At 73.4% G+C, this 20,606-nt stretch carries 19 protein-coding genes; 10 read left to right on the top strand and 9 right to left on the bottom strand.

The annotated features are described in order from the left end of the window. Nucleotides 1-2: 2 nt before the first annotated feature. Entirely contained in the window at nucleotides 3-1,088 is a 1,086-nt protein-coding gene (locus ACPPVO_RS46595; protein ID WP_426505232.1) for a cellulose binding domain-containing protein, read from the top strand. Here the strand turns inward: ACPPVO_RS46595 and ACPPVO_RS46600 are convergent. The 4 genes from ACPPVO_RS46600 to ACPPVO_RS46615 form a co-directional block, all read right to left on the bottom strand. Beyond that, complete coding sequence (locus ACPPVO_RS46600; RefSeq protein WP_426514816.1) at nucleotides 1,085-1,474, bottom strand: EAL domain-containing protein; 390 nt, start codon at nucleotides 1,472-1,474, stop codon at nucleotides 1,085-1,087. The genes ACPPVO_RS46595 and ACPPVO_RS46600 overlap by 4 nt on opposite strands. Nucleotides 1,475-1,693: 219 nt before the next feature. After that, nucleotides 1,694-3,973 (bottom strand): FtsX-like permease family protein, encoded by a 2,280-nt coding sequence (locus ACPPVO_RS46605; protein ID WP_426505234.1) that lies wholly within the window; start codon nucleotides 3,971-3,973, stop codon nucleotides 1,694-1,696. A gap of 2 nt (nucleotides 3,974-3,975) precedes the next feature. Next, entirely contained in the window at nucleotides 3,976-4,707 is a 732-nt protein-coding gene (locus ACPPVO_RS46610; RefSeq protein WP_360373918.1) for an ABC transporter ATP-binding protein, read from the bottom strand. A 71-nt stretch (nucleotides 4,708-4,778) separates the two neighbouring features. Continuing rightward, nucleotides 4,779-5,204: a hypothetical protein gene (locus ACPPVO_RS46615; RefSeq protein ID WP_426505236.1), complete on the bottom strand. Its 426-nt coding sequence runs from the start codon at nucleotides 5,202-5,204 to the stop codon at nucleotides 4,779-4,781. Nucleotides 5,205-5,235: 31 nt separating this feature from the next. On the opposite strand from ACPPVO_RS46615, the gene ACPPVO_RS46620 reads away from it, so the two are divergent. Continuing rightward, nucleotides 5,236-5,664: a DUF2716 domain-containing protein gene (locus ACPPVO_RS46620; protein WP_426505238.1), complete on the top strand. Its 429-nt coding sequence runs from the start codon at nucleotides 5,236-5,238 to the stop codon at nucleotides 5,662-5,664. Nucleotides 5,665-5,713: 49 nt separating this feature from the next. Here ACPPVO_RS46620 and ACPPVO_RS46625 read toward each other — a convergent pair whose 3' ends face one another. Beyond that, a complete protein-coding gene (locus ACPPVO_RS46625) occupies nucleotides 5,714-6,178 on the bottom strand; it encodes an STAS domain-containing protein (RefSeq protein WP_426505240.1) in 465 nt (154 codons plus the stop codon). Between the two features lie 185 nt (nucleotides 6,179-6,363). On the opposite strand from ACPPVO_RS46625, the gene ACPPVO_RS46630 reads away from it, so the two are divergent. Genes ACPPVO_RS46630 through ACPPVO_RS46640 form a run of 3 tightly spaced genes read left to right on the top strand, consistent with a single transcriptional unit; the run spans nucleotide 6,364 to nucleotide 9,603 of the window. After that, complete coding sequence (locus ACPPVO_RS46630) at nucleotides 6,364-7,626, top strand: ABC transporter substrate-binding protein (RefSeq protein WP_426505242.1); 1,263 nt, start codon at nucleotides 6,364-6,366, stop codon at nucleotides 7,624-7,626. Beyond that, nucleotides 7,623-8,627 (top strand): carbohydrate ABC transporter permease, encoded by a 1,005-nt coding sequence (locus ACPPVO_RS46635; RefSeq protein WP_426505243.1) that lies wholly within the window; start codon nucleotides 7,623-7,625, stop codon nucleotides 8,625-8,627. The genes ACPPVO_RS46630 and ACPPVO_RS46635 overlap by 4 nt, the downstream gene beginning before the upstream one ends. 7 nt (nucleotides 8,628-8,634) lie before the next feature. Further along, the gene (locus ACPPVO_RS46640; protein ID WP_426505245.1) at nucleotides 8,635-9,603 is read left to right on the top strand and encodes a carbohydrate ABC transporter permease; all 969 of its coding nucleotides are present in this window, start codon (nucleotides 8,635-8,637) and stop codon (nucleotides 9,601-9,603) included. A 7-nt stretch (nucleotides 9,604-9,610) separates the two neighbouring features. Here ACPPVO_RS46640 and ACPPVO_RS46645 read toward each other — a convergent pair whose 3' ends face one another. Both ACPPVO_RS46645 and ACPPVO_RS46650 read right to left on the bottom strand, forming a co-directional pair. Next, a complete protein-coding gene (locus ACPPVO_RS46645; RefSeq protein ID WP_426505247.1) occupies nucleotides 9,611-10,792 on the bottom strand; it encodes a hypothetical protein in 1,182 nt (393 codons plus the stop codon). A 24-nt stretch (nucleotides 10,793-10,816) separates the two neighbouring features. Further along, nucleotides 10,817-11,752 carry a cation diffusion facilitator family transporter gene (locus ACPPVO_RS46650; RefSeq protein ID WP_426505249.1) on the bottom strand — a complete coding sequence of 312 codons (936 nt, stop codon included), beginning with the start codon at nucleotides 11,750-11,752 and terminating at the stop codon, nucleotides 10,817-10,819. Between the two features lie 83 nt (nucleotides 11,753-11,835). On the opposite strand from ACPPVO_RS46650, the gene ACPPVO_RS46655 reads away from it, so the two are divergent. Next, nucleotides 11,836-12,660: an MBL fold metallo-hydrolase gene (locus ACPPVO_RS46655; protein WP_426505251.1), complete on the top strand. Its 825-nt coding sequence runs from the start codon at nucleotides 11,836-11,838 to the stop codon at nucleotides 12,658-12,660. A gap of 130 nt (nucleotides 12,661-12,790) precedes the next feature. Here the strand turns inward: ACPPVO_RS46655 and ACPPVO_RS46660 are convergent, their stop codons facing one another. Together ACPPVO_RS46660 and ACPPVO_RS46665 are read right to left on the bottom strand one after the other, a co-directional pair. Continuing rightward, nucleotides 12,791-13,960 carry a PQQ-dependent sugar dehydrogenase gene (locus ACPPVO_RS46660; RefSeq protein WP_426505252.1) on the bottom strand — a complete coding sequence of 390 codons (1,170 nt, stop codon included), beginning with the start codon at nucleotides 13,958-13,960 and terminating at the stop codon, nucleotides 12,791-12,793. A gap of 41 nt (nucleotides 13,961-14,001) precedes the next feature. Further along, the gene (locus ACPPVO_RS46665) at nucleotides 14,002-17,646 is read right to left on the bottom strand and encodes a choice-of-anchor D domain-containing protein (protein WP_426505254.1); all 3,645 of its coding nucleotides are present in this window, start codon (nucleotides 17,644-17,646) and stop codon (nucleotides 14,002-14,004) included. Between the two features lie 238 nt (nucleotides 17,647-17,884). On the opposite strand from ACPPVO_RS46665, the gene ACPPVO_RS46670 reads away from it, so the two are divergent. Genes ACPPVO_RS46670 through ACPPVO_RS46685 form a run of 4 tightly spaced genes read left to right on the top strand, consistent with a single transcriptional unit; the run spans nucleotide 17,885 to nucleotide 20,588 of the window. Further along, nucleotides 17,885-18,409, top strand: a complete 525-nt coding sequence (locus ACPPVO_RS46670; RefSeq protein ID WP_426505256.1) for a hypothetical protein — start codon at nucleotides 17,885-17,887, stop codon at nucleotides 18,407-18,409. Nucleotides 18,410-18,411: 2 nt separating this feature from the next. Further along, nucleotides 18,412-19,071: a class F sortase gene (locus tag ACPPVO_RS46675; RefSeq protein ID WP_426505257.1), complete on the top strand. Its 660-nt coding sequence runs from the start codon at nucleotides 18,412-18,414 to the stop codon at nucleotides 19,069-19,071. A 4-nt stretch (nucleotides 19,072-19,075) separates the two neighbouring features. Further along, nucleotides 19,076-19,771 (top strand): Crp/Fnr family transcriptional regulator, encoded by a 696-nt coding sequence (locus ACPPVO_RS46680; protein WP_426505259.1) that lies wholly within the window; start codon nucleotides 19,076-19,078, stop codon nucleotides 19,769-19,771. A gap of 43 nt (nucleotides 19,772-19,814) precedes the next feature. Further along, nucleotides 19,815-20,588: a LuxR C-terminal-related transcriptional regulator gene (locus ACPPVO_RS46685; protein WP_426505261.1), complete on the top strand. Its 774-nt coding sequence runs from the start codon at nucleotides 19,815-19,817 to the stop codon at nucleotides 20,586-20,588. Nucleotides 20,589-20,606 lie beyond the last annotated feature (18 nt).

A 20,606-nucleotide genomic window follows, 5' to 3' on the forward strand; every position in this document is an offset into this window, starting at 1 on the left:
TCATGCGTTGGCGTCTGGTGTCCACGGTATCGGCGGTGCTGGCCCTGCTGGCCGCCTCGGTCGCGCTGGCGCTGCCCGGCTCGGCCGCGGCCGCGCCGGTGCGGATCATGCCGCTGGGCGACTCGATCACGGGCTCGCCGGGCTGCTGGCGGGCGCTGCTGTGGCAGCAGCTGCAGGCCGGCGGGTACACCAACATCGACTTCGTCGGCACCCAGGCCCCGCAGGGCTGTTCGGTGCCGTACGACGGTGACGGCGAGGGCCACGGCGGCGCGCTCGTGACCGCGGTCGCCGACCAGAACCAGCTCGTCGGGTGGCTCGACGCGACCCACCCCGACGTGGTGCTCATGCACTTCGGCACCAACGACGTGTGGAGCAACCGCAGCACCGACACGATCCTCGCGGCGTACTCGAAGCTCGTCGACCAGATGCGCGCCAGCAACCCGTCGATGCGCGTCCTCGTCGCGCAGATCATCCCGATGAACCCGTCGACGTGCCCGGAGTGCGCGCAGCGGGTGGTCGCGCTCAACGCCGCGATCCCGGGCTGGGCGGCCGGCAAGACCACGGCGGCGTCGCCGATCGTGGTCGTGGACCAGTGGACGGGCTTCAACACCGCCACCGACACCGGCGACGGCGTGCACCCGAACGACAGCGGCAACCAGAAGATGGCCGCGCGCTGGTACCCGCCGCTGGCCCAGGTCCTCAGCGGCGGCGTCCCGACGAGCCCGTCGCCCACCACCAGGAGCCCGTCACCTTCGAAAAGCACAAGCCCCAGTGCCTCTTCGGTACCGTCGGGAGGCTGCGCGGCCACCTACAAGGTGACGAACCAGTGGCCCGGCGGCTTCCAGGGTGAGGTCACGGTCCGCAACGCCGGCACCGCGGCGATCAAGGGCTGGACGACCCGCTTCACGTTCACGGCGGGCGAGACGGTGAGCCAGGCCTGGAACGCGACAGTCACCCAGTCGGGCGCCGTGGTCACCGCGGCCAACGTGGCCTGGAACGGCGCCCTGGCCCCGAACGCCTCGGCCACGTACGGCTTCATCGGCACCGGCACCGGCGGGACCCCCGCCGTCACCTGCAGCGCGAGCTAGGAGGCGAGGGCGAAGGCGCCCCGGGCCAGCAGCTCCCCGAACTCCTCGGCCGCCACCGCGCGGGAGAACAGGAAGCCCTGGCCGATCGGGCAGCCCAGCCGCGCCAGCTCGCACGCCTGGGCGGCGTCCTCGATGCCCTCGGCGACGACCTGCAGGTCCAGCGCCTGGGCCAGGTCGAGGATCCCGCGGGCCAGGGCCGAGTGCTCGGGCCCGCGCGCCACGCCGTCGACGAACGGCTTCGGGATCTTCAGGATGTCGATCGGGAAGGCGTGCAGGCGCGACAGCGAGGAGTACCCGGTGCCGAAGTCGTCGACGGCCAGCCGCACCCCGAGCGCCTTGAGCTCGGCCAGCCGGCTCGTGGCGACCTCGGCGTCCTCGCTCAGCAGCGACTCGGTGCAGGACGATCCCGGTGACGACGGCGACCACCGCGGACAAGGCGATGGCCGCCCAGAGCACGGTGCGCAGGGGCGAGTCGGGCGTCAGGAAGTACACGACACCCAGCACCACGACCAGACCGGCGTATGCCCGCAGCAGCACTCGACCCCCTCGGCGATCCCGGGAGCCCAATCGGCCGGTTACGGCGCGGGGTTACCTTTTCGGGCGTTTCACTCGCGCACGGCGGCCATCCGCGCGGCCGGGGTCCGCAGCGCGACCGCCGCCGGGGCCACCGCCGCGATCACCGCCACGACGCCGCACACGGCCGCCACGCCGAGGACCGGGGTCCACGGCACGACCAGCGCCACCTTCGCTCCCCCGGCGCTCAGGTGCGGCACCATCGCCAGCAGCACCCCACCGGCCAGCGCCCACGCCAGCGCCAGCCCGGCCGCCGTGGCCAGCAGGGCCTCGACGCCGACCATGCCGAGGATCTGGCGGGGCGTGGTGCCGGCCAGCCGCAGCACGGCGAGGTCGCGGGAGCGGTCCGCGGTGGCCATGACCAGGGTGTTCGCGATGGCGATGGTGGTGTACAGCAGCGCCATCCCGAGCACCGTGAGCAGGGCGAGGTCGTTCATGCGGCGCTGCTCGGCCTCGAGGCCGGTGAAGTACTGGGCCGGCGTGAGCCGGCCCGGGTCCGCGGCCGGGCCGGACAGGTAGACGGCGTCGGCGTGGCCGGGCCCGAGCGACCAGGGCAGCAGCACGGCGTCGTCGAGGTCGACGGACGGGTCCAGCACGCCCGCGACGCGCAGGTGGACCGGGGTGGAGTCGTCGAGCCAGAAGTCCGCGGTGTCGCCGGTGCGCCAGCGCATCGAGGCGGCCAGGGCGTGCCCGACGACCATGGTGCCGTCGGCCGGCTCGGCGCTCACGCGCATGACGCGGGCCAGGCCGGGGCCCGCGAAGAGCGCGTCGAACGGCTCGGCGTAGTCGTCCTGGTTGATGTACACCACCGAGCGCGCGACGGGGACCCCGCCGTCCGGCACCCGGACCGGGTTCACGAGCACGCCGGTCGCGGTGAGCCGGGCGGCGCCCGCGTCGGCCTGGGCCTGCCAGATGGTGGCGGTGGCGGACAGGGTCGTGGCGGCGATGCCGGCGGTGACGAGGATCGGGGCCACGGTCGACGCGGTCCGGCGCACCGCCGTGCGGGCCCCGTCCCGCGCGAGGGCGGCCGTCACGCCGGGGAGCAGGCGGCCGGCCAGCCAGGCGGCGCCGGGGGCCAGCAGCGGGGCGAAGAGCGCGACACCGGTGATGGCCAGCTGGGCATCCAGGAGTACCAGCGCGATCGCTTCCGGCCCGTCGACCGGGACCCAGATGAGCATCGCGGCCGTCCCGCCCAGGAACAGCAGCCCGAACACCCAGCGCCCGGCGGTCATGACCCGCCGCTCGACGGAGGCCTCGCGCAGCGCCTCGATCGGCCGGACCCGCCCCGCCCGGCGGGCCGCGACCATCGCCCCGGTGAGCGCCACGAGCAGCCCGGCGCCGAACGCGGCCAGCAGCGGCCACCATACGAACCCGGCGGTGAACCCGGCCGGCGCGAAGCCGTTGCGGCCCATGAAGTGCGCGAACGGCGGCGCGGCGAGCAGCCCGGCGGCGCAGCCGGCCAGCCCGGCGACCGCGCCGACGACCAGCGCCTCGCCGAGCACGAGCCGGCGCACCTGCCGCGGCGTGGCCCCGGCGGCGCGCAGCAGGGCCAGCTCCCGCCGCCGCTGGGCCACGGCGAACGCGAAGGTGCCCGCGACCACGAACACCGCGACGAACGCGGCCACGCCCGCCGTGGTGCCCAGCAGCGACGCGGCGACGGCCAGCAGGTCGCCGTCGGGGTTGGGCTCGGCCTCGGCGCGCGCGTCGCCGGTGAGCACGCGCGGGCCCTCGCCGACCGCGGCCCGCACCTGCTCCGCGGTCCGGCCCCGCACCGCGAGCGCGTCGATCCGGCCGCCGCTGAGCTGCTCGGCGGCCCGGTCGGTGAGGTATACCGCGGTCGGCCCGCCGACTGTCCCGGCCACCGTGAACTCGCGGCCGGCGATGGTGACGCGGTCGCCCGGATGCCCGCCGGTCGCCACCACCTCGTCGTCGGCGCGCGGCCCGGCATCGGCCGGGATGCCGTGCAGCGCCGCGGCCGACCAGGGGTGGCCGTTGCCGGGCAGCCAGCGGTCGACGACCGCCCCGGGCAGCCGCGCGGCCAGGTCCGCGGGCAGTGCGCGGGAGCGGTTGGTGGAGGTGCTGCTGGTGTCCTCGTCCTCGGTGCCGGCATCGACGACGACCGTGATGCTGTTCTGGCCCGCGACGACGACGTCGGCGGTGTCGTACCAGACCGGCCGGCGCGCCCCGCCGACGCTGGAGGCGAGCGTGAGGCCGGTGGTGGCCAGCAACGCGACGCCGAGCCCGAGCGCGACGAAGAGGCCGGCGAAGGAGGCCCAGCGGGCCCGTACCGTCTGCAGCGCGATCCCCAGCATCGTCACACCCCCGCGCCGTCGGTCTCGAGGGCGGTCATCCGCTCGGCGACCGCCTGCGGGGTCGGGGCCGCCATCTCGGCGGCCACGCGCCCGTCGGCCAGGAAGACCACGCGGTCGGCGTGGGCCGCCGCGAACGGGTCGTGGGTGACCATGACGACCGTCTGGCCCTGGCCGTCCACCATGGACCGCAGCAGGCCGAGGACCTCGCGCCCGGTGCGCGAGTCGAGGGCCCCGGTCGGCTCGTCGGCGAAGAGCACGTCGGGCCGGGTGATGATGGCCCGGGCGATGGCGACCCGCTGCTGCTGGCCGCCGGAGAGCTCGGCGGGCCGGTGCCGGGCCCGGTCGGCGAGCCCGACGGCGTCGAGCACCGCCCGCACCTCCCGGCGGGACGGCTTGCGCCCGGCCAGGCGCAGCGGCAGGGCCACGTTCTGCTCGGCGCTCAGCGAGGAGAGCAGGTTGAAGGCCTGGAACACGAAGCCGATCCGGTCCCGGCGCAGCAGCGTCAGCCCGGTCTCGTTCAGGGTCGCCAGGTCGGTGCCGGCGACGCGTACCGTGCCGGCGGTGGGCCGTTCCAGCCCGGCGGCCGCCTGCAGCAGCGTCGACTTGCCCGACCCGGACGGCCCCATGACGGCCGTGAACGTTGCCCGGGCGAACCCCAGTGTCACCGAGTCGAGCGCGACCACGGTGCCGAACCGCTTGTGCACGCCCTCGAGCGCCACGACGTCTTCGGTCATGGACCAATCTCACCGCGTGCGGGGGTCCCGGTTCACGCCCGCGGGCCGGTGTCCTCGCGGTAGGGACAGCCCTACACCGGGTACACCTTCCACGGCGCCGTCCTCAGGCCGCCGCGGGAGTCGATGCCTGTCTTGAGCCGTTCGCCGGTCTCGTGGGAGATGCCGGGGGCCTCGTAGGTCGGCACCTCGACGGCGGTCGCCGTGAACGTTTCCTTGCCGGTGCCCTCGTAGTCGATGCGCACGACGGTCGGACCCTGCACGGTCTCCAGCAGGAGGAACACGTGGCCGGCCCCGCTGAGCGGCGGGGTGCGCCGGCCCAGGTCGATGCAGCTGGACACCTCGCCGAAGGGCGACGAGCGGGCGAACAGCGAGCAGGCCTGCGGCTCCTGGTCGGCCAGGAACGACGAACGCTGGGGGAAGCCCACGGCGAACGGGCCGCCGCCACACACCAGCACTACCGCCGCCGTGGCGGAGGCCGCCCACCCGAGTCGATTCATGCCGACATTGTTAGCAGATATCCTGCTGCGCGTGGCGCCGTGGGAGGACCTCGCGTTCGATACGTACGACGAGTTGTGGGCGCGCGTGCCCGACGACCCCCGTCCGTCGGTGACGTTCGATCTCAGCGGCTTCTTCACCGCGGAGGTCCAGGCCGAGTTCAACGCGGCCGAGCGGGCGGTGGACAGCCTCGCGCACCTGGCGTTCGTCCGGGTGCTGCCGCCGGACACGCCGCTGCTGGTGCTGAACTGGGAGCACGCGTCGCACCGCTTCTGGCCGCACCGCGTGACCACGGCGCCGCCGTGGCTGGTGGTGCCCAACGGCGACCATTACGTCGTCGGGACCGAGGACTTCGCGCTGGGCACGCGGGGGCACCCGTGGGAGCAGACCCTGCAGGTCTGGGGCGAGCCGCTGCTGCGGGTACTGGTGCCGATGCTGGCGTGGCTTCCGCAAAAATCGTAAAAATCCGATATGCCGGGGGCGGCGGCGCCCGGCATATCGCGCGGCGGCTTCAGGGGGTGGCGGGGAGCAGGCCGCCCGTCGGGTCCAGCGCGCCCAGCAGAACCTGCACGGGCACGTCGAGGTCGTCGGCGGCGTCGATGGTGGCCAGGATGGCGCCGAGCACGCGCGGGTCGAGGCGGGTCGCTCCGCGCAGGTCGATCACGATCGGGTCGGGGCGGTGGTGCAGCAGGGCCTCGACCAGGCTGTGCTGGGCTTCGGCGGCCCACGACGCGTCGATCTCGCCGTGGAAGCGGATGGCGACTGGGCTGGCGGGGTCGTGAAGAAGACTGACCGGTGAACCATCGTGCGGCACGCTCGCCTCCGAGGTGTCGGTAAGTGTTGCACCGAGTGCCACGGTAACGAATGGCATACCAGTCTGTGAACCGGTGATTTTTAAATCCGTTATGGTAGCGCTCCCAAACATGCCCATCGACCTGCGGAAATCATCAGACAACACCGGCTGCAACAATTTCATTACACCGTGATAAAAGGTCCACCGTTCGGCGCCGGTAAGTAACCGATCGACGCTGGGTAGCGCCCTAAGGTTCCATCACCAACCGCTACATACACGCATAGCGTCCCTGGACGGCACGCGAGCGCCGCCCCGCCGTTGGAGTCGCCGCGCCGCGGCCTCATCGGGCTCGCAGGAGGGGTGTTGGTGTGTGGAAGGGCCGCTTGGCGATCCTGGCGATTCTGGTTGTCTCGCTGATTTGTGGCCTGTCGATGTTCGCGGTGCGGGGCGCGAGCAACGACCAGCTCGAGGTGTACTCATGGTGGACCGGACCCGGTGAGGAGGAGGGCCTGGCCGCGATGGCCAAGTCCTTCGAGGGCGGCAATCCGGGCGTGCGGTTCGTCAACGCGGCCGTCTCCGGCGGCGCCGGCTCCAACGCCAAGGCGATCCTCGCCAGCCGGCTGCTGGCCAACGACCCGCCCGACTCCTACCAGCGCCACGCCGGGCTCGAGCTGCTCGACGACGTGCGCTCGGGCAAGGTGCAGGACCTCTCGGACATGTACCAGCAGCAGGGCTGGACGAAGGTGTTCCCGAAGGGGCTCGTGAACAACCTGACCATCGACGGGAAGATCTACGCGGTGCCCGTGAACATCCACCGGGCCAACCTGATGTGGTACACCCCGAAGACCCTGCGCGAGCTGGGCCTCTCCGGGCCGCCGAAGACCTGGGCCGAGTTCCTGCAGCAGGCCGAGGTCATCAAGGCCAAGGGCAAGGTGGCCCTCGCCCTCGGGCCGGAGTGGACGCAGAAGCACCTGCTGGAGACCGTGCTGCTCGGCGAGCTCGGCGCGGACCGGTACGACCAGCTGTGGGCCGGGCAGATGAGCTGGATGTCGCCGGACGTGGGCGCCGCCCTGGCCACCTACGCGAAGGTGCTGGCCGTCTCCGACGTGAAGTCCGCGGCCGGCGACTGGCAGCCGCAGCTGGACCGGGTGGTGTCGGGCTCCGCGGTGTACGCCGTGATGGGCGACTGGTCCTCGTCGTACCTGGAGCAGACCAAGGGCCTGCACTGGCAGGACGGGTACAACGCGGCGGCGTCGCCGGGCAGCGACGGGGTCTACGACTTCCTGTCCGACACGTTCACGCTGCCCACCGGGGCGCGCCGGCCCGACCTCTCGCGCAAGTGGCTGATCGAGTGCGGCTCGACCGACGGGCAGAACCTCTTCAACCCGCTCAAGGGCTCGATCCCGGCGCGGACCGACGCCGACGCCGGCCTCTACAAGGACTACCTGGGGTGGGCGCTGCAACAGTGGCGCGACCCGAAGGTCCGCATCGTCGGGTCGCTGACCCACGGCGTGGTGGCGAACAACGCGTACAACGCGGAGATCGACTCGGCGCTGGGCCTGTTCGTCCAGGACGGCGACCAGGGCAAGTTCGCTCGGACCGTCGAGCAGCAGTTCCGGGAGACGCAGTGAACCTGCCCGTTCGGCAGGAGCCGAGCCAGCAACTACAACAGCAGCAGCACCGGGCCCGGCACTCGTCGGAGCCGGAACGGCCCGCGTTCGAGACGCGCAAGCGCCGGCCGCACAAGCAGCGCGGCCCCCGCTGGCTGCCCGGCCTCGTGCTGGTCATGCCGTCGCTGATTCTCATCGGCGTCTTCGTCTACGGGTTCCTCGGCTGGAACGTGCGCGTGTCGTTCACGAACTGGCGCGGGCTCTCCCCCAAGTACCACTTCGTCGGCCTGGACAACTACGCCAACCTGCTCAAGGACGAGCGCTTCCGCGCCGACATGCGCAACCTGATCATCTTCACCGTCGTGTTCGTGGCGGGCGCGCTGCTGCTCGGCTTCCTCATGGCGATGCTGCTGGACCGGGGCGTGCGTGGCGAGGGCTTCCTGCGCGGCGTGTTCCTGTTCCCGATGGCCATCTCGTTCATCGCCACCGCGATCGTGTGGCGCTGGCTGCTGGACAACGGCTCGGGCAACGACACCGCCGGCATCAACAAGCTGCTCGCCGACGTCGGCCTGGGGTTCCTGCGCAGCGACTGGCACAAGTCCGACTCGGTGTGGGCGATCGCCGCGGTCGCGCTGCCGGCCGGGTGGGCGTTGTCCGGGTACGTCATGGCGCTGTTCCTGGCGGGCATGCGCGGTGTCAACGAGACCCTGCGCGAGTCGGCCCGGATGGACGGGGCCAGCGAGACGCAGATCTTCTGGTACGTCGTACGCCCGGCCCTGCGCCCGGTCACGTTCAGCGCGATGCTCATCATGATCCACATCTCGCTGAAGACGTTCGACCTGCTCTACGCGCTCGACCAGGGCAACCTGCGCATCGACACCCCGTCGCTGTACATGTGGTTCACCACGTTCGACGGCGGGTTCTACGACCGCGGCGCCACCATCGCCACGGTCCTGCTCCTCGGGGTGGCCCTCGTGGTCGGCCCGTATGTCTGGTACAGCCTGCGCACGGAACGGCGATGATCCGCAGATGAGTCGACCGATGGTTCGCGCTACCGCCTCCGTGCCGCAGAACTCGGCCCAGACCCACCGGCCCTCGCGGCTGCCGACGCCGGGCGGCCCGCCGGCCCCCGACCCGTCGTCGATCCCGCGCTGGCAGCGCCCGGGGCCGGTGCGCACGACGCTGCGGTACGTCATCCTGTGGGCGCTGGCCGCGTTCTTCCTCATGCCCGTGTACGTGCTCATCGTGACGAGCTTCAAGAACCCGGCCGACGTGTCGGTGACGCGGATCTGGGAGCTGCCGACCAGCCTGTCGTTCGACAACTTCTCCGCGGTACTGCCGAAGCTCTCCTCGGGTTTCCGCAACTCCCTGGCGCTGTCGATCCCGGCCTCGCTCATCTCGGCCCTGCTCGGCTGCGCGAACGGGTTCGTGCTGTCGAAGTTCCGCTTCCCGCTCTCCAACGTGGTCTTCCCGCTGATCCTCTTCGGGATCTTCGTGCCGTACCAGGCCGTGATCATCCCGGTGTCGCAGACCATGACGAACGTCGGGCTGCGCGGCTCCGGCGACGCGACCGGGGGCCTGCTCGGCCTGATGCTCATCCACATCATCTACGGGCTGCCGATCACCACCCTGATCTTCCGCAACCACTTCGTGTCGATGCCCGACGCGCTGCTGGAGTCGGCCCGCCTCGACGGGGCGGGGGTGCTGCGGACCTGGGTGGATCTGGCGGTACCCCTGGCGAAGCCCGCGTTCGCCGTCGCGATCATCTGGCAGTTCACGTCGTCGTGGAACGACTTCATGTTCGGCGCGATGATGACCAGCCGCGACTCCTGGCCGGTGACGATCGCGCTGAACAACGTGGCCGGCGGCCAGTCGGTGCCGTTCGGCCAGGCCATGGCGGGCGCGCTGCTGGTGAGCCTGCCGACCCTGGCCATCTACGTGCTGCTCGGCCGGTTCTTCATGCGCGGCCTGCTGGCCGGCACGCTGCAGGAACGCTAGTACTCGGCTAGTACTCGACCTCGTTCGTGGCCTCGAACGGGCCGACCACGATGCCCCGGCGGAAGGCGCCCGCGCCGGGGCCGGCCGCCGCCTGCAGCGCGAACTGCTGCAGCACCCGCAGCTGGCGCCCGCCGAGGCGCACCGGGCGGCGCACCTCGTACAGCGCCGACCACGGGCACTCGTAGTAGCAGCTGCTGCCGTCGCCGGTGCGGAACGTCACCACGTCGCCGGCCCGCGCCGCGGCGTCGATCTCGGCCTTCAGCGCCACCGTGGCGGCCGGGTCGGGGTCGTCGCGCCACAGCTGCGCGATCGCGGCCCGGGCCTGCGGGTCCTTGCGCCAGCGGCGCAGCGTGATGCGGTCGGTGAGGCACCACTGGTCGAAGTGGGCGCCGCCGGGCAGCGTCGCCACGTCGGGGCGCGGCGCCGCGTGCAGCGGCCGGTAGCCGGCCATCAGGCTGGGCATCGCGGCCAGCTGGCCGACGTGGAACCACAGCTCGAGGGCGTTCTTGAGGTTGTTCTCGATCAGCTCGTGCAGCTTCGCGTCGTGCCGGTCGGTGCGCAGCGCCACCGCGTAGTCGGCGGCCGCGGCGGCCTCGGCGTTGAGCTGCTTGAGCCGGTTGACGCCGGCGCGGTGCTCGGCGGGGACGCCGGCGCGCTCCAGGCCGTAGACGGCCACGTCGATGTGCTGGCGCAGCGGCGGCACCGACGCCAGCAGCGCGGCCAGGTGCTCCGGCGGGCACGGCTCGACCTCGGCCCAGTCCGGCAGCCCGGCCGGCAGGGTGAGCTCGGCGGCGATGTCGTAGTCGGGGTTGACCCGGGCCTGCCGCGCCCGCGACACCCACCCCTCGACCGCCGAGAGCCAGGCCGCCACCTGGTCGAACGTCACCGCCGGGACATACCCGACCGTGCCGGGGCGGGCCGCGTAGTCGGCGTCGAGGAACTGCTCGCCGAGGGTCTGCAGCATGTACGCGTTCCACGCCGCCAGCAGCAGGCTCCCCGTCGCCGGCGGCGCGTCCCAGAGTGTCTCGCCGCCGGCGGCGAGCTGCTCGCGGACGCGGTCGGCCTCCATCATCTCGTCGTAGGCGGCCTTGCCCGCGCCCCGCAGCGCCTCCAGCACCATCGCGTCGCGCTCCTTGGCCAGCGAGGCACGCATCTTCGTCATCAGCGAGGGGCGCATCGGGTCGGGCATGCGCCTCACGGTAGCGATCCCCCGCTACGCCGATCGGTACGCGACGCCGTGGGCGTCCTCGCAGTGCACGTCGGCCGGGCCGCCGTGCGCGTGGTCGACCTGCAGGGTGCTGTGCGTGAGCCGGTACTCGTGGCGCAGCAGCTCCTCGATCGCGGCCCGCGCCGCGTGGCAGTCGCGGCCCGGGGCCACCAGGACGTGCGCGGACAGCGCCGGCTCCCCCGAGGTGATCTGCCAGACGTGCAGGTCGTGCACCTCGACGACGTGCGGTACCGCCGCCAGCCGGGCCCCGAGCACGGGCGGGTCGATGCCGCTCGGCGCCGCCTCCAGGAAGATCCGCCCGGACGCGCGGACCAGGCCGATCCCGGCGCGGACCATGAGCGCGACGACGAGCAGCGTGGCGATCGGGTCGGCGCGGGTGAAACCGGTGGTGACCATGACGAGCCCGGCCAGCGCCGTGGCGACGAACGCGAACAGGTCGTTGACGATGTGCTGGAACGCGCCCTGGACGTTGAGGCTGGTCCGGTTGGCGCGGCTCAGCGCCCAGGCCGCGACCAGGTTCACGGCGACGCCGGCGACCGCGGTCACGAGCACTGGCAGCCCGACGACGTCCGCCGGGTCGGCCAGCCGCCGCACCGCCTCGATCGCGAGGACGGCCGCGAGGATGAGCATGGTGAGCCCGTTCGCCTGCGCCGAGAGGATCTCCGCGCGCTTCAGCCCGAAGGTGTACCCCCCTTTCGGCGGCCGCGCCGCCAGCCGCATGGCCACGAGGGCGAGCGCGATGGCCCCGGCGTCGGTGAGCATGTGGGCCGCGTCCGAGAGCAGGGCGAGGGAGTGCGCGAGCAGGCCGACGACGACCTCGCCGGCCATGAACGCCGCGATCAGCCCCAGGGCGAGGCCGAGCCAGCGCCGGTCGGCGTCCTGGCCCACCCCGTGCCCGTGGTCGTGGTCGTGTCCGCTCACGCTTCCAGACTCCCCCACCGGAGCGGCCTGCGCCCGTAGTACCGTCGATGATCGGTTGCAGATCACCAGCGGAGGGAGCCCCGGTGCTGAGGCCGGTCGCGGAGGGCGTACTGATCCACGAGAGCGAGTTCTGCCAGAGCAACGCCGTCGTCGTGCGGGGCCCGGCCGGCGCGCTGCTCATCGACGCCGGGGTGCAGGACCACGAGATGGCCTGCCTCGCGAGCGACCTGGCCGGCTCGGGGCAGGCCGTCGTGGCCGGCTTCTCGACGCACCCGCACTGGGATCACCTCCTCTGGCACGACAGCCTCGGCGCGGCGCCCCGCTACGGCACGGCCGGCTGCGCGGCCACGGCCGGGGCGCGGCTGTCGGACGCGGGCGCGAAGGCCCGCGTCCGCATGATGATCCCGCCCGACATCGCCGACCGGGTGCCGCTGGACCTGATCGGCGTCATCACCGGCCTGCCCGCCGGGGCGACGCACGTGCCCTGGGACGGCCCGCGGGTCCGGATCGTCGAGCACCAGGCGCACGCCTCGGGCCATGCGGCGCTGCTGATCGAGGACCGCGCGGTCCTCGTCGCCGGTGACATGCTCTCCGACGTCCTGATGCCGATGCTCGACCTGAGCGGCGCCGCCGACCCGATCGCCGACTACCTCGCCGCGCTGCGGCTGCTCGAGGACGCGGCGGGCGACGCCGACGTCGTCGTCCCCGGCCACGGGTCCGCCGGCGGGGCCGGGCAGGTCCGCGCACGGATCGACCAGGATCGGGCGTACCTGCACGCCGTGCGCGACGGCGGTGCGGTGAGCGACCCGCGGGTCGGCCCGTCGGCCCGGGACGGCTGGGAGTGGGTGGCCGGCGTGCACGAACGGCAGGCCCGGCAGCTCGCCGCAAGAGGTTTGGAAGGGCGTTGAACTAACCGGCTGGGGTGCGTAAAGTCGGCCTATCGCCGCTGGGGAGGTGGCCGCCGCCGGCCCCCCGGAGGTGCACGACGCTACGTCGACGTCCGCCGGCGGTCGTCCGGTCTGCTGACGGCTCCCCGGCTCAGGAGAGGGTGAGGCGCAGGACCCGGTCGTCGTCGGGGACCGGGCCGGTCGGGTTGCGGCCGTCGCGGTTCGACGTCGTCACCCACACGCTGCCGTCCGGGGCCGTCACCGCCGTCCGCAGGCGGCCGTAGCGCCCGGTCAGGGCCTCGACCGGCTTGCCGGCCACGCCCGAGCCGGTGCGCCACTGCACCGACGCGGTGCCCAACGACGGGACCGGGGCCGGCGACGGGGTCTTCCCCAGCGGTACCAGATAAATGCGCTGGCCCCGCAGGCACGTCACGATCGCCGTCGTGCCCGTCACGGCCACGCCCGCGCTCACGCCCACCTCCGGGTGCCAGGCCACCACCGGGTCCACGTAGCCGCGCTTGTTCCCGATCCCCTCGACCGCCGGCCATCCGTAGTCGGCGCCCGGGCGGATGATGTTCAGCTCGTCCCAGACCGCCTCGCCGATCTCCGCCGAGTACATGGTGCCGGCCGCGTCCCAGGCCAGGCCCTCCGGGTTGCGGTGGCCGTACGACCAGATCAGGGAGTGCGGGAACGGGTTGCCCGGCGGCGGCTTGCCGTCCGGCGTCATGCGCAGGATCTTGCCGCCCAGGCTGGCCAGGCTCTGCGCCGCCTCCGTATGCGAGGCCTCGCCCGTGGTCGCGTACAGGTAGCCGTCCGGGCCGAAGGCCAGCCGGCCCCCGTCGTGCATGCCGCTTTTCGGGATGCCCGTGACGATCGGGCGCGGGCGGGCGCGGCCGTCGAGGTGCAGGCGGGCAATGCGGTTGTCGGTCGCCGTCGTGTAGTAGATGAACACCGTCTTGTCGGTGCGGTACGCCGGCGAGACCGCCAGGCCCAGCAGGCCGCCCTCGTTGTCCGACGTCGACTCGCGCACCCGCGCGACGAGCGACACGGCGCCGGTCGGCGTCACCCGCACGATGCGCCCGGTCCGGCGCTCGGTGACCAGCGCGTTGCCGTCCGGCAGAAAGGCCAGTCCCCACGGTACGTCCAGATGCCGGGCGATCGTCGAGACGCTCACGAGGCCGTCGGCGCCGCCGGACGGGTCGGCCGAGGCGTGGTGGAAGTCCGTGGGGTTGATGTGGGGCAGCGAGCGGCCCGCGGCCGAGGCCGGGGACGAGCAACCGGCCAGCAACACCGTCAGCAACGCGATCCCGGCTAGACGCACAGGGCAAACCGTGCGTCCGGCCGGGATGAGGCGGCGTCACCTTAGGAGGCGTACACCTCCAGCTCCGACAGCTGCCCGGCCGGCCAGCCGGTGTTGCCCGTGACCGTGACGCGCAGGTAGCGGACCCCCGCCGCCGGGAACGTCAGGGTGACCGCGTTGCCCGTCGCCGGGTCGAACGCGCACGCGCGGCTCGCGACGAGCACCGCGCCGGTGGTGAAGTCGGTGACGGTCACCGTCTCCGTGCGCGCCGCCCACGCCGTGGCCGGCGGGAGCCGCAGCACGACGCGGCTCACGGCGGTGGTCGCGCCGAGGTCGACCTGCAGCCACTGCGGGAACGCGTTGTTCGTGCTCTCCCAGTAGGTGTCCGCACTGCCGTCGACGGCGTTGCCGGCGGCGTAGTTCTGCGTGTTCGACGACTGGGTGGCGGGCCGGTGCAGGGCCAGGTTCGTCGCCGTCGCGGCCAGGCCGGTGCCGCTGAGGGCCGCGGTGGCCTCGGCGTTGGCTGCGGTACTGCGAACGCTGAGCGTCCCCGTCCGGCTCCCGGCCGCGGCCGGGTGGAACGTCACCGTGGCCGTGCAGTTGGCGCCCGGCGCGATCGTGGACCCGCACGTCGTGGTGACGGTGAAGTCGCCCGACGCGGTGACCGACTGCACGGTCGCCGCGGCCGTGCCGGTGTTGGTGACGGTCACGGTCTGCCAGTCGCTGTTGGTGTTCACGGCGGTGTCCTCGAAGTGCAGCGAGGTGGGGCTGAGGGCCAGGGTGGCCGAGCCGCCGCCGGTGCCGTACACCTCGAAGGACGACAGCTGCCCGGCCGGCCAGCCGGTGTTGGCGGTGAAGCTCAGCCGGACGTAGCGGGCGGTGACCGCCGGGAACGTGGCGCTCGCGGTGTTGCCCGTGGCCGGGTCGAACAGATAGTCCGTGGCGGCCGCGGCCGTGCTCCACTGTGCACCGTCCACGCTGGACAGCACCGTCACCGTCTGCCGGCGGGCGGCCCACGCGGCCGGCGGGGGCAGGCGCAGCGTCACCTTGCCGACCGACGCCGTCGCGCCGAGGTCGACCTGCAGCCACTGCGGGAAGGCATTGTTGGCGCTCTCCCAGTAGCTGTTCGCGTCGGCGTCGGTGACATTGCCGGCCGGGTAGCCGCCCTGCGTCGACTGCGCGGTCGCGGGGCGCCCGGCGGCCAGGTTCGTGGTGCTGGACGGGGGCACGCCGGTGCCGGTGAGCTGGACGGGTACCGCACCCTGGCCGTCGTCGCCGGTGATGGAGTACACCGCGGACTGGGCGCCCTGGGCGGTCGGCGTGAAGGTGACGGTCTGGTGGATGACGTCGCCGGGCGAGAGCTGCTGGCCCTCGGAGACGGGCGTGGTGGTGTTGAACGCGCCGACCGGCGGGGCCGCCTTGGTCAGGGTCAGCGTGATGTTGCCGGTGTTGGCGATGTCGAAGGTCTGGGTCGCGGTGGTACCGACGGTGACCGATCCGAATGCGACCGGGTTCGGCGTGATGCTCAGGTGGGCGGCCCCGGCGACCGCCGTGCCGCTGAGCGGGACCGTGACCGGGCCGGCCGAGCTGGTGACGGTCAGCGAGGCGGTGTGGTTGCCGGGCGCGGTGGGGGCGTACTTCACCGAGACCGACACGGAGGCGCCGGCCGCGATCGTGGCGCCGTTGGCCGGGAAGCCGGTGGCGCTGAACGGGGCCGCGGGCGCGGTCGAGCCGGTGACGGTGACCGCGCTCGTACCGGTGTTGGTGATGCTGACGCCGAGGGTCTTCGCGGCGCCCGTCGGCACCGTGCCGAACGACAGCGTCGCCGGGGTGGCGCCGAGGCCGGGCAACGTGGCGGTGCCGTGCAGGTCCAGCGCGACCGTGCCGGCGTCGGTGGTGAACGTGAGGCTGCCCGCGGCGCCCCCGGCCGCGGCCGGCGTGAAGCGCACCGGCACGGCGAGGGTCTGCCCGGTGGCGAGGCTGACCGGCAGCGCGGGCGCGGTGACGCCGAACGGCGCGGCGGCGGCGATCGCGGTGATGCGCACGGCCCGGGTCGCGGTGACGGTGACCGTCGCGTTCGCGGTGCTGCCGACCGCGACGCTGCCGAAGTCGGTCGGCGGGGCGCTCAGCGCGGCGGTGGTCGGCCGGCCGAAGCCGAACAGGCGGCCGTCGCGGTTGCCGACGTAGACGCGGCCGTTGTCGGCCGCGGGCACGGCGAACTTCGTGGCCGTGCCGATCGGGGCGGAGTACCGCAGGTGCAGCTGGCCGCCGGTGGGCAGGGCGTCGTAGGCGCGCAGCTGGCCGCCCGAGCCGCTGGAGCCGTCGCTGTACACGGCCCAGACCGTCGCCGAGCCCGAGGTGGTGCCGCTGGAGGTGACGACCGGGGAGCCGGAGGTGTACCCGAACGTCGACGGACTGGTCGCGGCCGCGGTCAGGGTGGGCAGGCCGGCGCCGTTCACGCCGTACTTGAAGGCGCGCAGGAAGCCCTGGTTCTCGACCTGGTACACGTAGCCGCCGTCGCCGCCCCAGACCGCCGGGTGGCCCCAGACCCCGCTGTAGGGCCCGGCCGGCGGGACGAGCGAGGCGTCGGTGCCGCCGGGGCCCTGGGCGGTCCCGCCGAGATTGTCGCGGTCGAGCAGGTACACCCGGCCGTCCTTGCCCGTCTGCACCAGCAGGTGCGGGTGGGCCGCGGTGCCGAACGACGCGGGCAGGGCGGCCGGCCCGCCGGAGCCGAAGTCGGTGTCGTCCTGGTCGAGCTTGCCGTTGTTGGCCGGGCTGAAGAAGTCCTTGGCGGCCAGCGAGCCGTCGGCGCCGACCTGCAGGCGGATCACCGATTCGGCGAGCGTGCCGGGTGGGTTGGTACCGGGGCCGGGTGCCGGCGACACACCGTTGCCCGTGGCCACGATGATCCGGCCGGGCCCGTCGGAGACCAGGCCGCCGCCGGACTGCCAGATGCCGCCCATGCCGGTCGAGCGGCCGGCCTCGGTGGACCACAGCGTCGACATGGCCGGCGTGGTGGTCTTGACGCCGGCGACGTACCCGACGTACGGGCCGTAGTCGCAGTGGCTCGCGAAGCCCGCGTAGACGACGCCGTCGAGCAGCAGCAGGCCCGGCCGCTGGGCCGCGGTCTTCGGGTTGAAGGTGTTGGCCGGGTCGTTGGTCGGCGAGCCCTGGATCGTCACCGGCCAGCCGGAGCGCTCGGCACCGGTCGCCGGGTCGATCGAGTGCATGTAGAAGTGCGGGTGGTTGGCGTCCGGACCGTCGTTGACCTTGGCGGTGAAGAAAACCGAGCGGGTCGCCGGGTCGTAGACCGGGGTGCTCGTGACGCCGATGTTCGGGACCAGGTCGCCGCAGCCGATCGCGGACGCGGGCCAGGCGGGGCCGACGCTGCGCGACCAGACGACGGCGCCGGTCTGCGGGTTGAGCCCGTAGACCCAGTTGTTCTCGGTCGCGGCGATCAGGGTGCCCGCGGCGACGATCGGCTGGGCGTAGACCTGCCCGTTGAGGTCGGCCGCGAAGAGCTGCCCGAAGTCGGCGGCGGAGACCGCGGACGGGCCGAGGGCGGGCTCGTTCTGGTCCCAGCCGGTGCGCAGGGTGTCGACGGAGACGGTGGTGACGTCCGCGGCGGCGGACGGGGCGAGCACGGCGGCGGTGCCGAGCGCGAGGAGGGCAGGAAGGAGGGCGGCGGCCAGGCGGCGTGCGGCCATGACGGCTCCATAGAGGGGTGTCGAAGAGCGTCGATCGGGGTTGCACGGTAACCCGCCCGACATCTGCGCGCAAGATGCCAATCAAACCTGGAAATACTTGCACTGATGGCTTGCAAAAGCCCACCGCAGCTCGCGCCACCCGTTGGGGGTATTGATCGTTACAGACTTGTGGCGCCTGGGTAGAACACTCAGACCGACCAGGGCTTTCGCGGTCTCTCCCGGGAAGGGGACGCAAGCGATGACCGAACCGGGACAACGACGCGCGAACCTGCGTGACAACCGCACCGCGGTCGCGGCGGGCGGTGCGGCGCTCATCGTCATGCTGCTCGCCCTGCTCGCCTACTGCCAGTTCACGGGCTCCGGCACGGGCGACAACGCCGCGCCCGGGGCCTCCGTCTCGGCCAGCGTCTCGGCCAGCGTGTCCGCTCGGGTTTCGGCGAGCGTCTCCGTGAGCCGGTCCGCGGCCGCCGCCCGCTCGGCCGCGGCCGCGGCGGAACAGGAGCGCGCGGCCACCGCGTCCCGCTCCGCCGCCGCCTCACGCTCGGCGGCGGCCGCGGCCACCCCGACCGGCAACGACGGCTCGTCGGGCATCGGCGCCAACGGAACCACGACGGGCCCGACCCCGAGCGGCGCCCCGCACACCGGCGGCGGCGACGGCCTCGGGATGCGCAACCCCCTCCTGGCCGGCGCGGGCATCGTGCTGCTGCTGGCCGCGGCCGCGCTGGTGGTCTTCCGCATGCGCCCCGCCACCGGGCGGCGCTGATCGTGCTGCCCCGCCGCCTCGCGATCGACGGGCTGACCGGGCTGTTCGCGGTCGGGGGGCTCACCCTGCTCGTCATCGGGGCGTCGCCCGCTCCCCCGCCGCCGGAGCGCCCGGCCGCCGCGCCCGCGCCGGCGGTCTCGGAGCTGATCCCGATCGCCAGCTCGGCCGCGCCCGCGCCGGTGGTGGAGACGCGCGGGATGGCGGCGTCCGTACCCGTCCGGCTCGCGATCCCCGCCATCGGGATCGACACCTCGCTCATGTCGCTCGGGCTCAACCCGGACGGCACCGTCGAGGTACCGCCGCTCAAGTCCGGTGCGCCCGCCGGCTGGTACCGGAACCTGCGCACCCCCGGCGAGGTCGGGCCGGCCGTCCTGCTCGGGCACGTGGACACCGCGCACGATGGGCCGGCCGTGTTCTACCGGCTGCGCGACCTGCGCCCGGGCGACACCGCGAGCGTGCGCCGGGCCGACGGCAGCGTGGCGGTCTTCGTGGTGGAGCGGGTGGTGGAGGTACCGAAGACGGATTTTCCGACCGATGCCGTCTACGGGCCGGTCGGGTATCCGGCGCTGCGGATCGTGACGTGCGGGGGCACCTTCGACCACGTCCGGCACGAATACCGGGGGAACATCCTCGTCTACGCCCGCCTGGAGCGGTCATCATGACCGCATGACGTCGGCGGCCTGGTCCCCCAACACCTTTCTCGGCGGCCTGCCCGAGGCGACCGCGAAGGAGCTCGTGGGCCTGTCCACGCAGCGGCAGTTCGCGCCGGGCCGGGTGGTGCTGCGCGAGGGCGACCGCGAGGGCCACGTGGAGCTGCTGATCAGCGGTTTCGTGAAGGTGACGACCTCGGTCGACGGTTTCGAGACGCTGCTGGGCATCCGCGTGCCGGGCGAGCTGGTCGGCGAGGTCGGCGCCCTGACCGGCCAGCCGCGCAACGCGACCGTGACCACGTGCGGCCGCGTGACCGCGGGCGTGGTCAGCCGCGCCGCCTTCGAGGACTTCCTGCGCCGCCACCCACCGGCCGCCGCCCGCGTCATGGCCGCGGTCGCCGGCCAGCTCTCCTGGGCGAACCGGCGAAGGACGGACTTCGCGGTGTACCCGGCCCACGTACGCCTGGCCCGCCTGCTCGTCGAGATCGGCGAGCTGTGCGGGCGCCCGGCCCCGAACGGCGCGATCGAGATCGGCGTCCCCCTGAGCCAGCCCGAGCTGGCCACGATGATCGCGATCGCCCAGGCGACGGTGCAGAACGCGATCCGGGAACTGCGCGGGCGGGGGCTGCTCAGCACCGGGTACCGCCGCCTGACCATCCTCGATCCGGCCGGGATGCGCGCCCTCGCCGAACTGGGACCGGAAACCCCATAGTTGTATCCGGTCTCGCCCGCGGGGCCGCCCCACCATGGTCAGCATGCACCCGTCACGCCCGCCGGCCCGCCCCACCACGGCCGGCATCAACGCGCAGAACACGGCCGCGGCCCGGCCGGTCGCCTTGCCCGTCCCGACGCAGCCCACTGGCGCGGCCGGGCCGGTCGCCTCGCCTGTCCCGGCCGGGCCCACGGTCGCGGCCGGGCCGGTCGCCTCGCCTGTCCCGGCCCAGCCCACTGGCGCGGCCGGGCCGGTCGCCTTGCCCGTCCCGACGCAGCCCACTCTCGCGGCCGGGCCGGTCGCCCCGGCGCAACCTACGGTGGCGGCCCGGCTGGCCGCGTTGTCCGCTCCGACCCGGCGCATGCTTCAGGTGGCCTCGGCGATCGGCCCGGGCTTCGGCGTGCTGGACCTGGCCCGCCTCATGCGCTGCGGTACCGCCCACCTCCTGGCCGGCCTGGACGAGGCCCTGGACTCGGGCCTGCTGGTCAGCGTCGACGACCGCCTGATGTTCAGCCACGCCCTGGTCCACGCCGCGGTGGCCGAGTCGCTGTGCCGCCCGGCCGCGGCCGCCCTGCGCGCGGAGCTCGCAACCCTGCTGACGACCCCGCCGCCCCTGCCGACGACCGGCTGGGAGGCGCTGACGGAGCAGGAGCGGCAGATCGCCGTGCTGGTCGGCCGCGCCCTCACGAACCAGCAGATCGCGACGCGGATCGGCCGCTCCCGGCACACCGTGAACTACCACTTGCGCCGGATCTTCCACAAGCTGGGCATCGCGTCGCGCATCGAGCTGGCGTCGCTGGCGAAGGCACGTCGCTGAGGCGGCTTTGAGGGCTTT

The organism is Dactylosporangium sp. McL0621 (assembly GCF_049995355.1).
In the GTDB taxonomy this organism is placed as follows: domain Bacteria; phylum Actinomycetota; class Actinomycetes; order Mycobacteriales; family Micromonosporaceae; genus Dactylosporangium.

What these genes read in the sequence shown, in the direction of transcription:
- ACPPVO_RS46595 (WP_426505232.1), top strand. Translation starts at nt 3, where the DNA reads ATGCGTTGGCGTCTGGTGTCCACGGTATCGGCGGTGCTGGCCCTGCTG.
- ACPPVO_RS46670 (WP_426505256.1), top strand. Translation starts at nt 17,885, where the DNA reads ATGACCGAACCGGGACAACGACGCGCGAACCTGCGTGACAACCGCACC.
- ACPPVO_RS46680 (WP_426505259.1), top strand. Translation starts at nt 19,076, where the DNA reads ATGACGTCGGCGGCCTGGTCCCCCAACACCTTTCTCGGCGGCCTGCCC.
- ACPPVO_RS46615 (WP_426505236.1), bottom strand. Translation starts at nt 5,204, where the DNA reads ATGAATCGACTCGGGTGGGCGGCCTCCGCCACGGCGGCGGTAGTGCTG.
- ACPPVO_RS46610 (WP_360373918.1), bottom strand. Translation starts at nt 4,707, where the DNA reads ATGACCGAAGACGTCGTGGCGCTCGAGGGCGTGCACAAGCGGTTCGGC.
- ACPPVO_RS46605 (WP_426505234.1), bottom strand. Translation starts at nt 3,973, where the DNA reads ATGCTGGGGATCGCGCTGCAGACGGTACGGGCCCGCTGGGCCTCCTTC.
- ACPPVO_RS46645 (WP_426505247.1), bottom strand. Translation starts at nt 10,792, where the DNA reads ATGCCCGACCCGATGCGCCCCTCGCTGATGACGAAGATGCGTGCCTCG.
- ACPPVO_RS46685 (WP_426505261.1), top strand. Translation starts at nt 19,815, where the DNA reads ATGCACCCGTCACGCCCGCCGGCCCGCCCCACCACGGCCGGCATCAAC.
- ACPPVO_RS46625 (WP_426505240.1), bottom strand. Translation starts at nt 6,178, where the DNA reads ATGAAATTGTTGCAGCCGGTGTTGTCTGATGATTTCCGCAGGTCGATG.
- ACPPVO_RS46640 (WP_426505245.1), top strand. Translation starts at nt 8,635, where the DNA reads ATGAGTCGACCGATGGTTCGCGCTACCGCCTCCGTGCCGCAGAACTCG.
- ACPPVO_RS46665 (WP_426505254.1), bottom strand. Translation starts at nt 17,646, where the DNA reads ATGGCCGCACGCCGCCTGGCCGCCGCCCTCCTTCCTGCCCTCCTCGCG.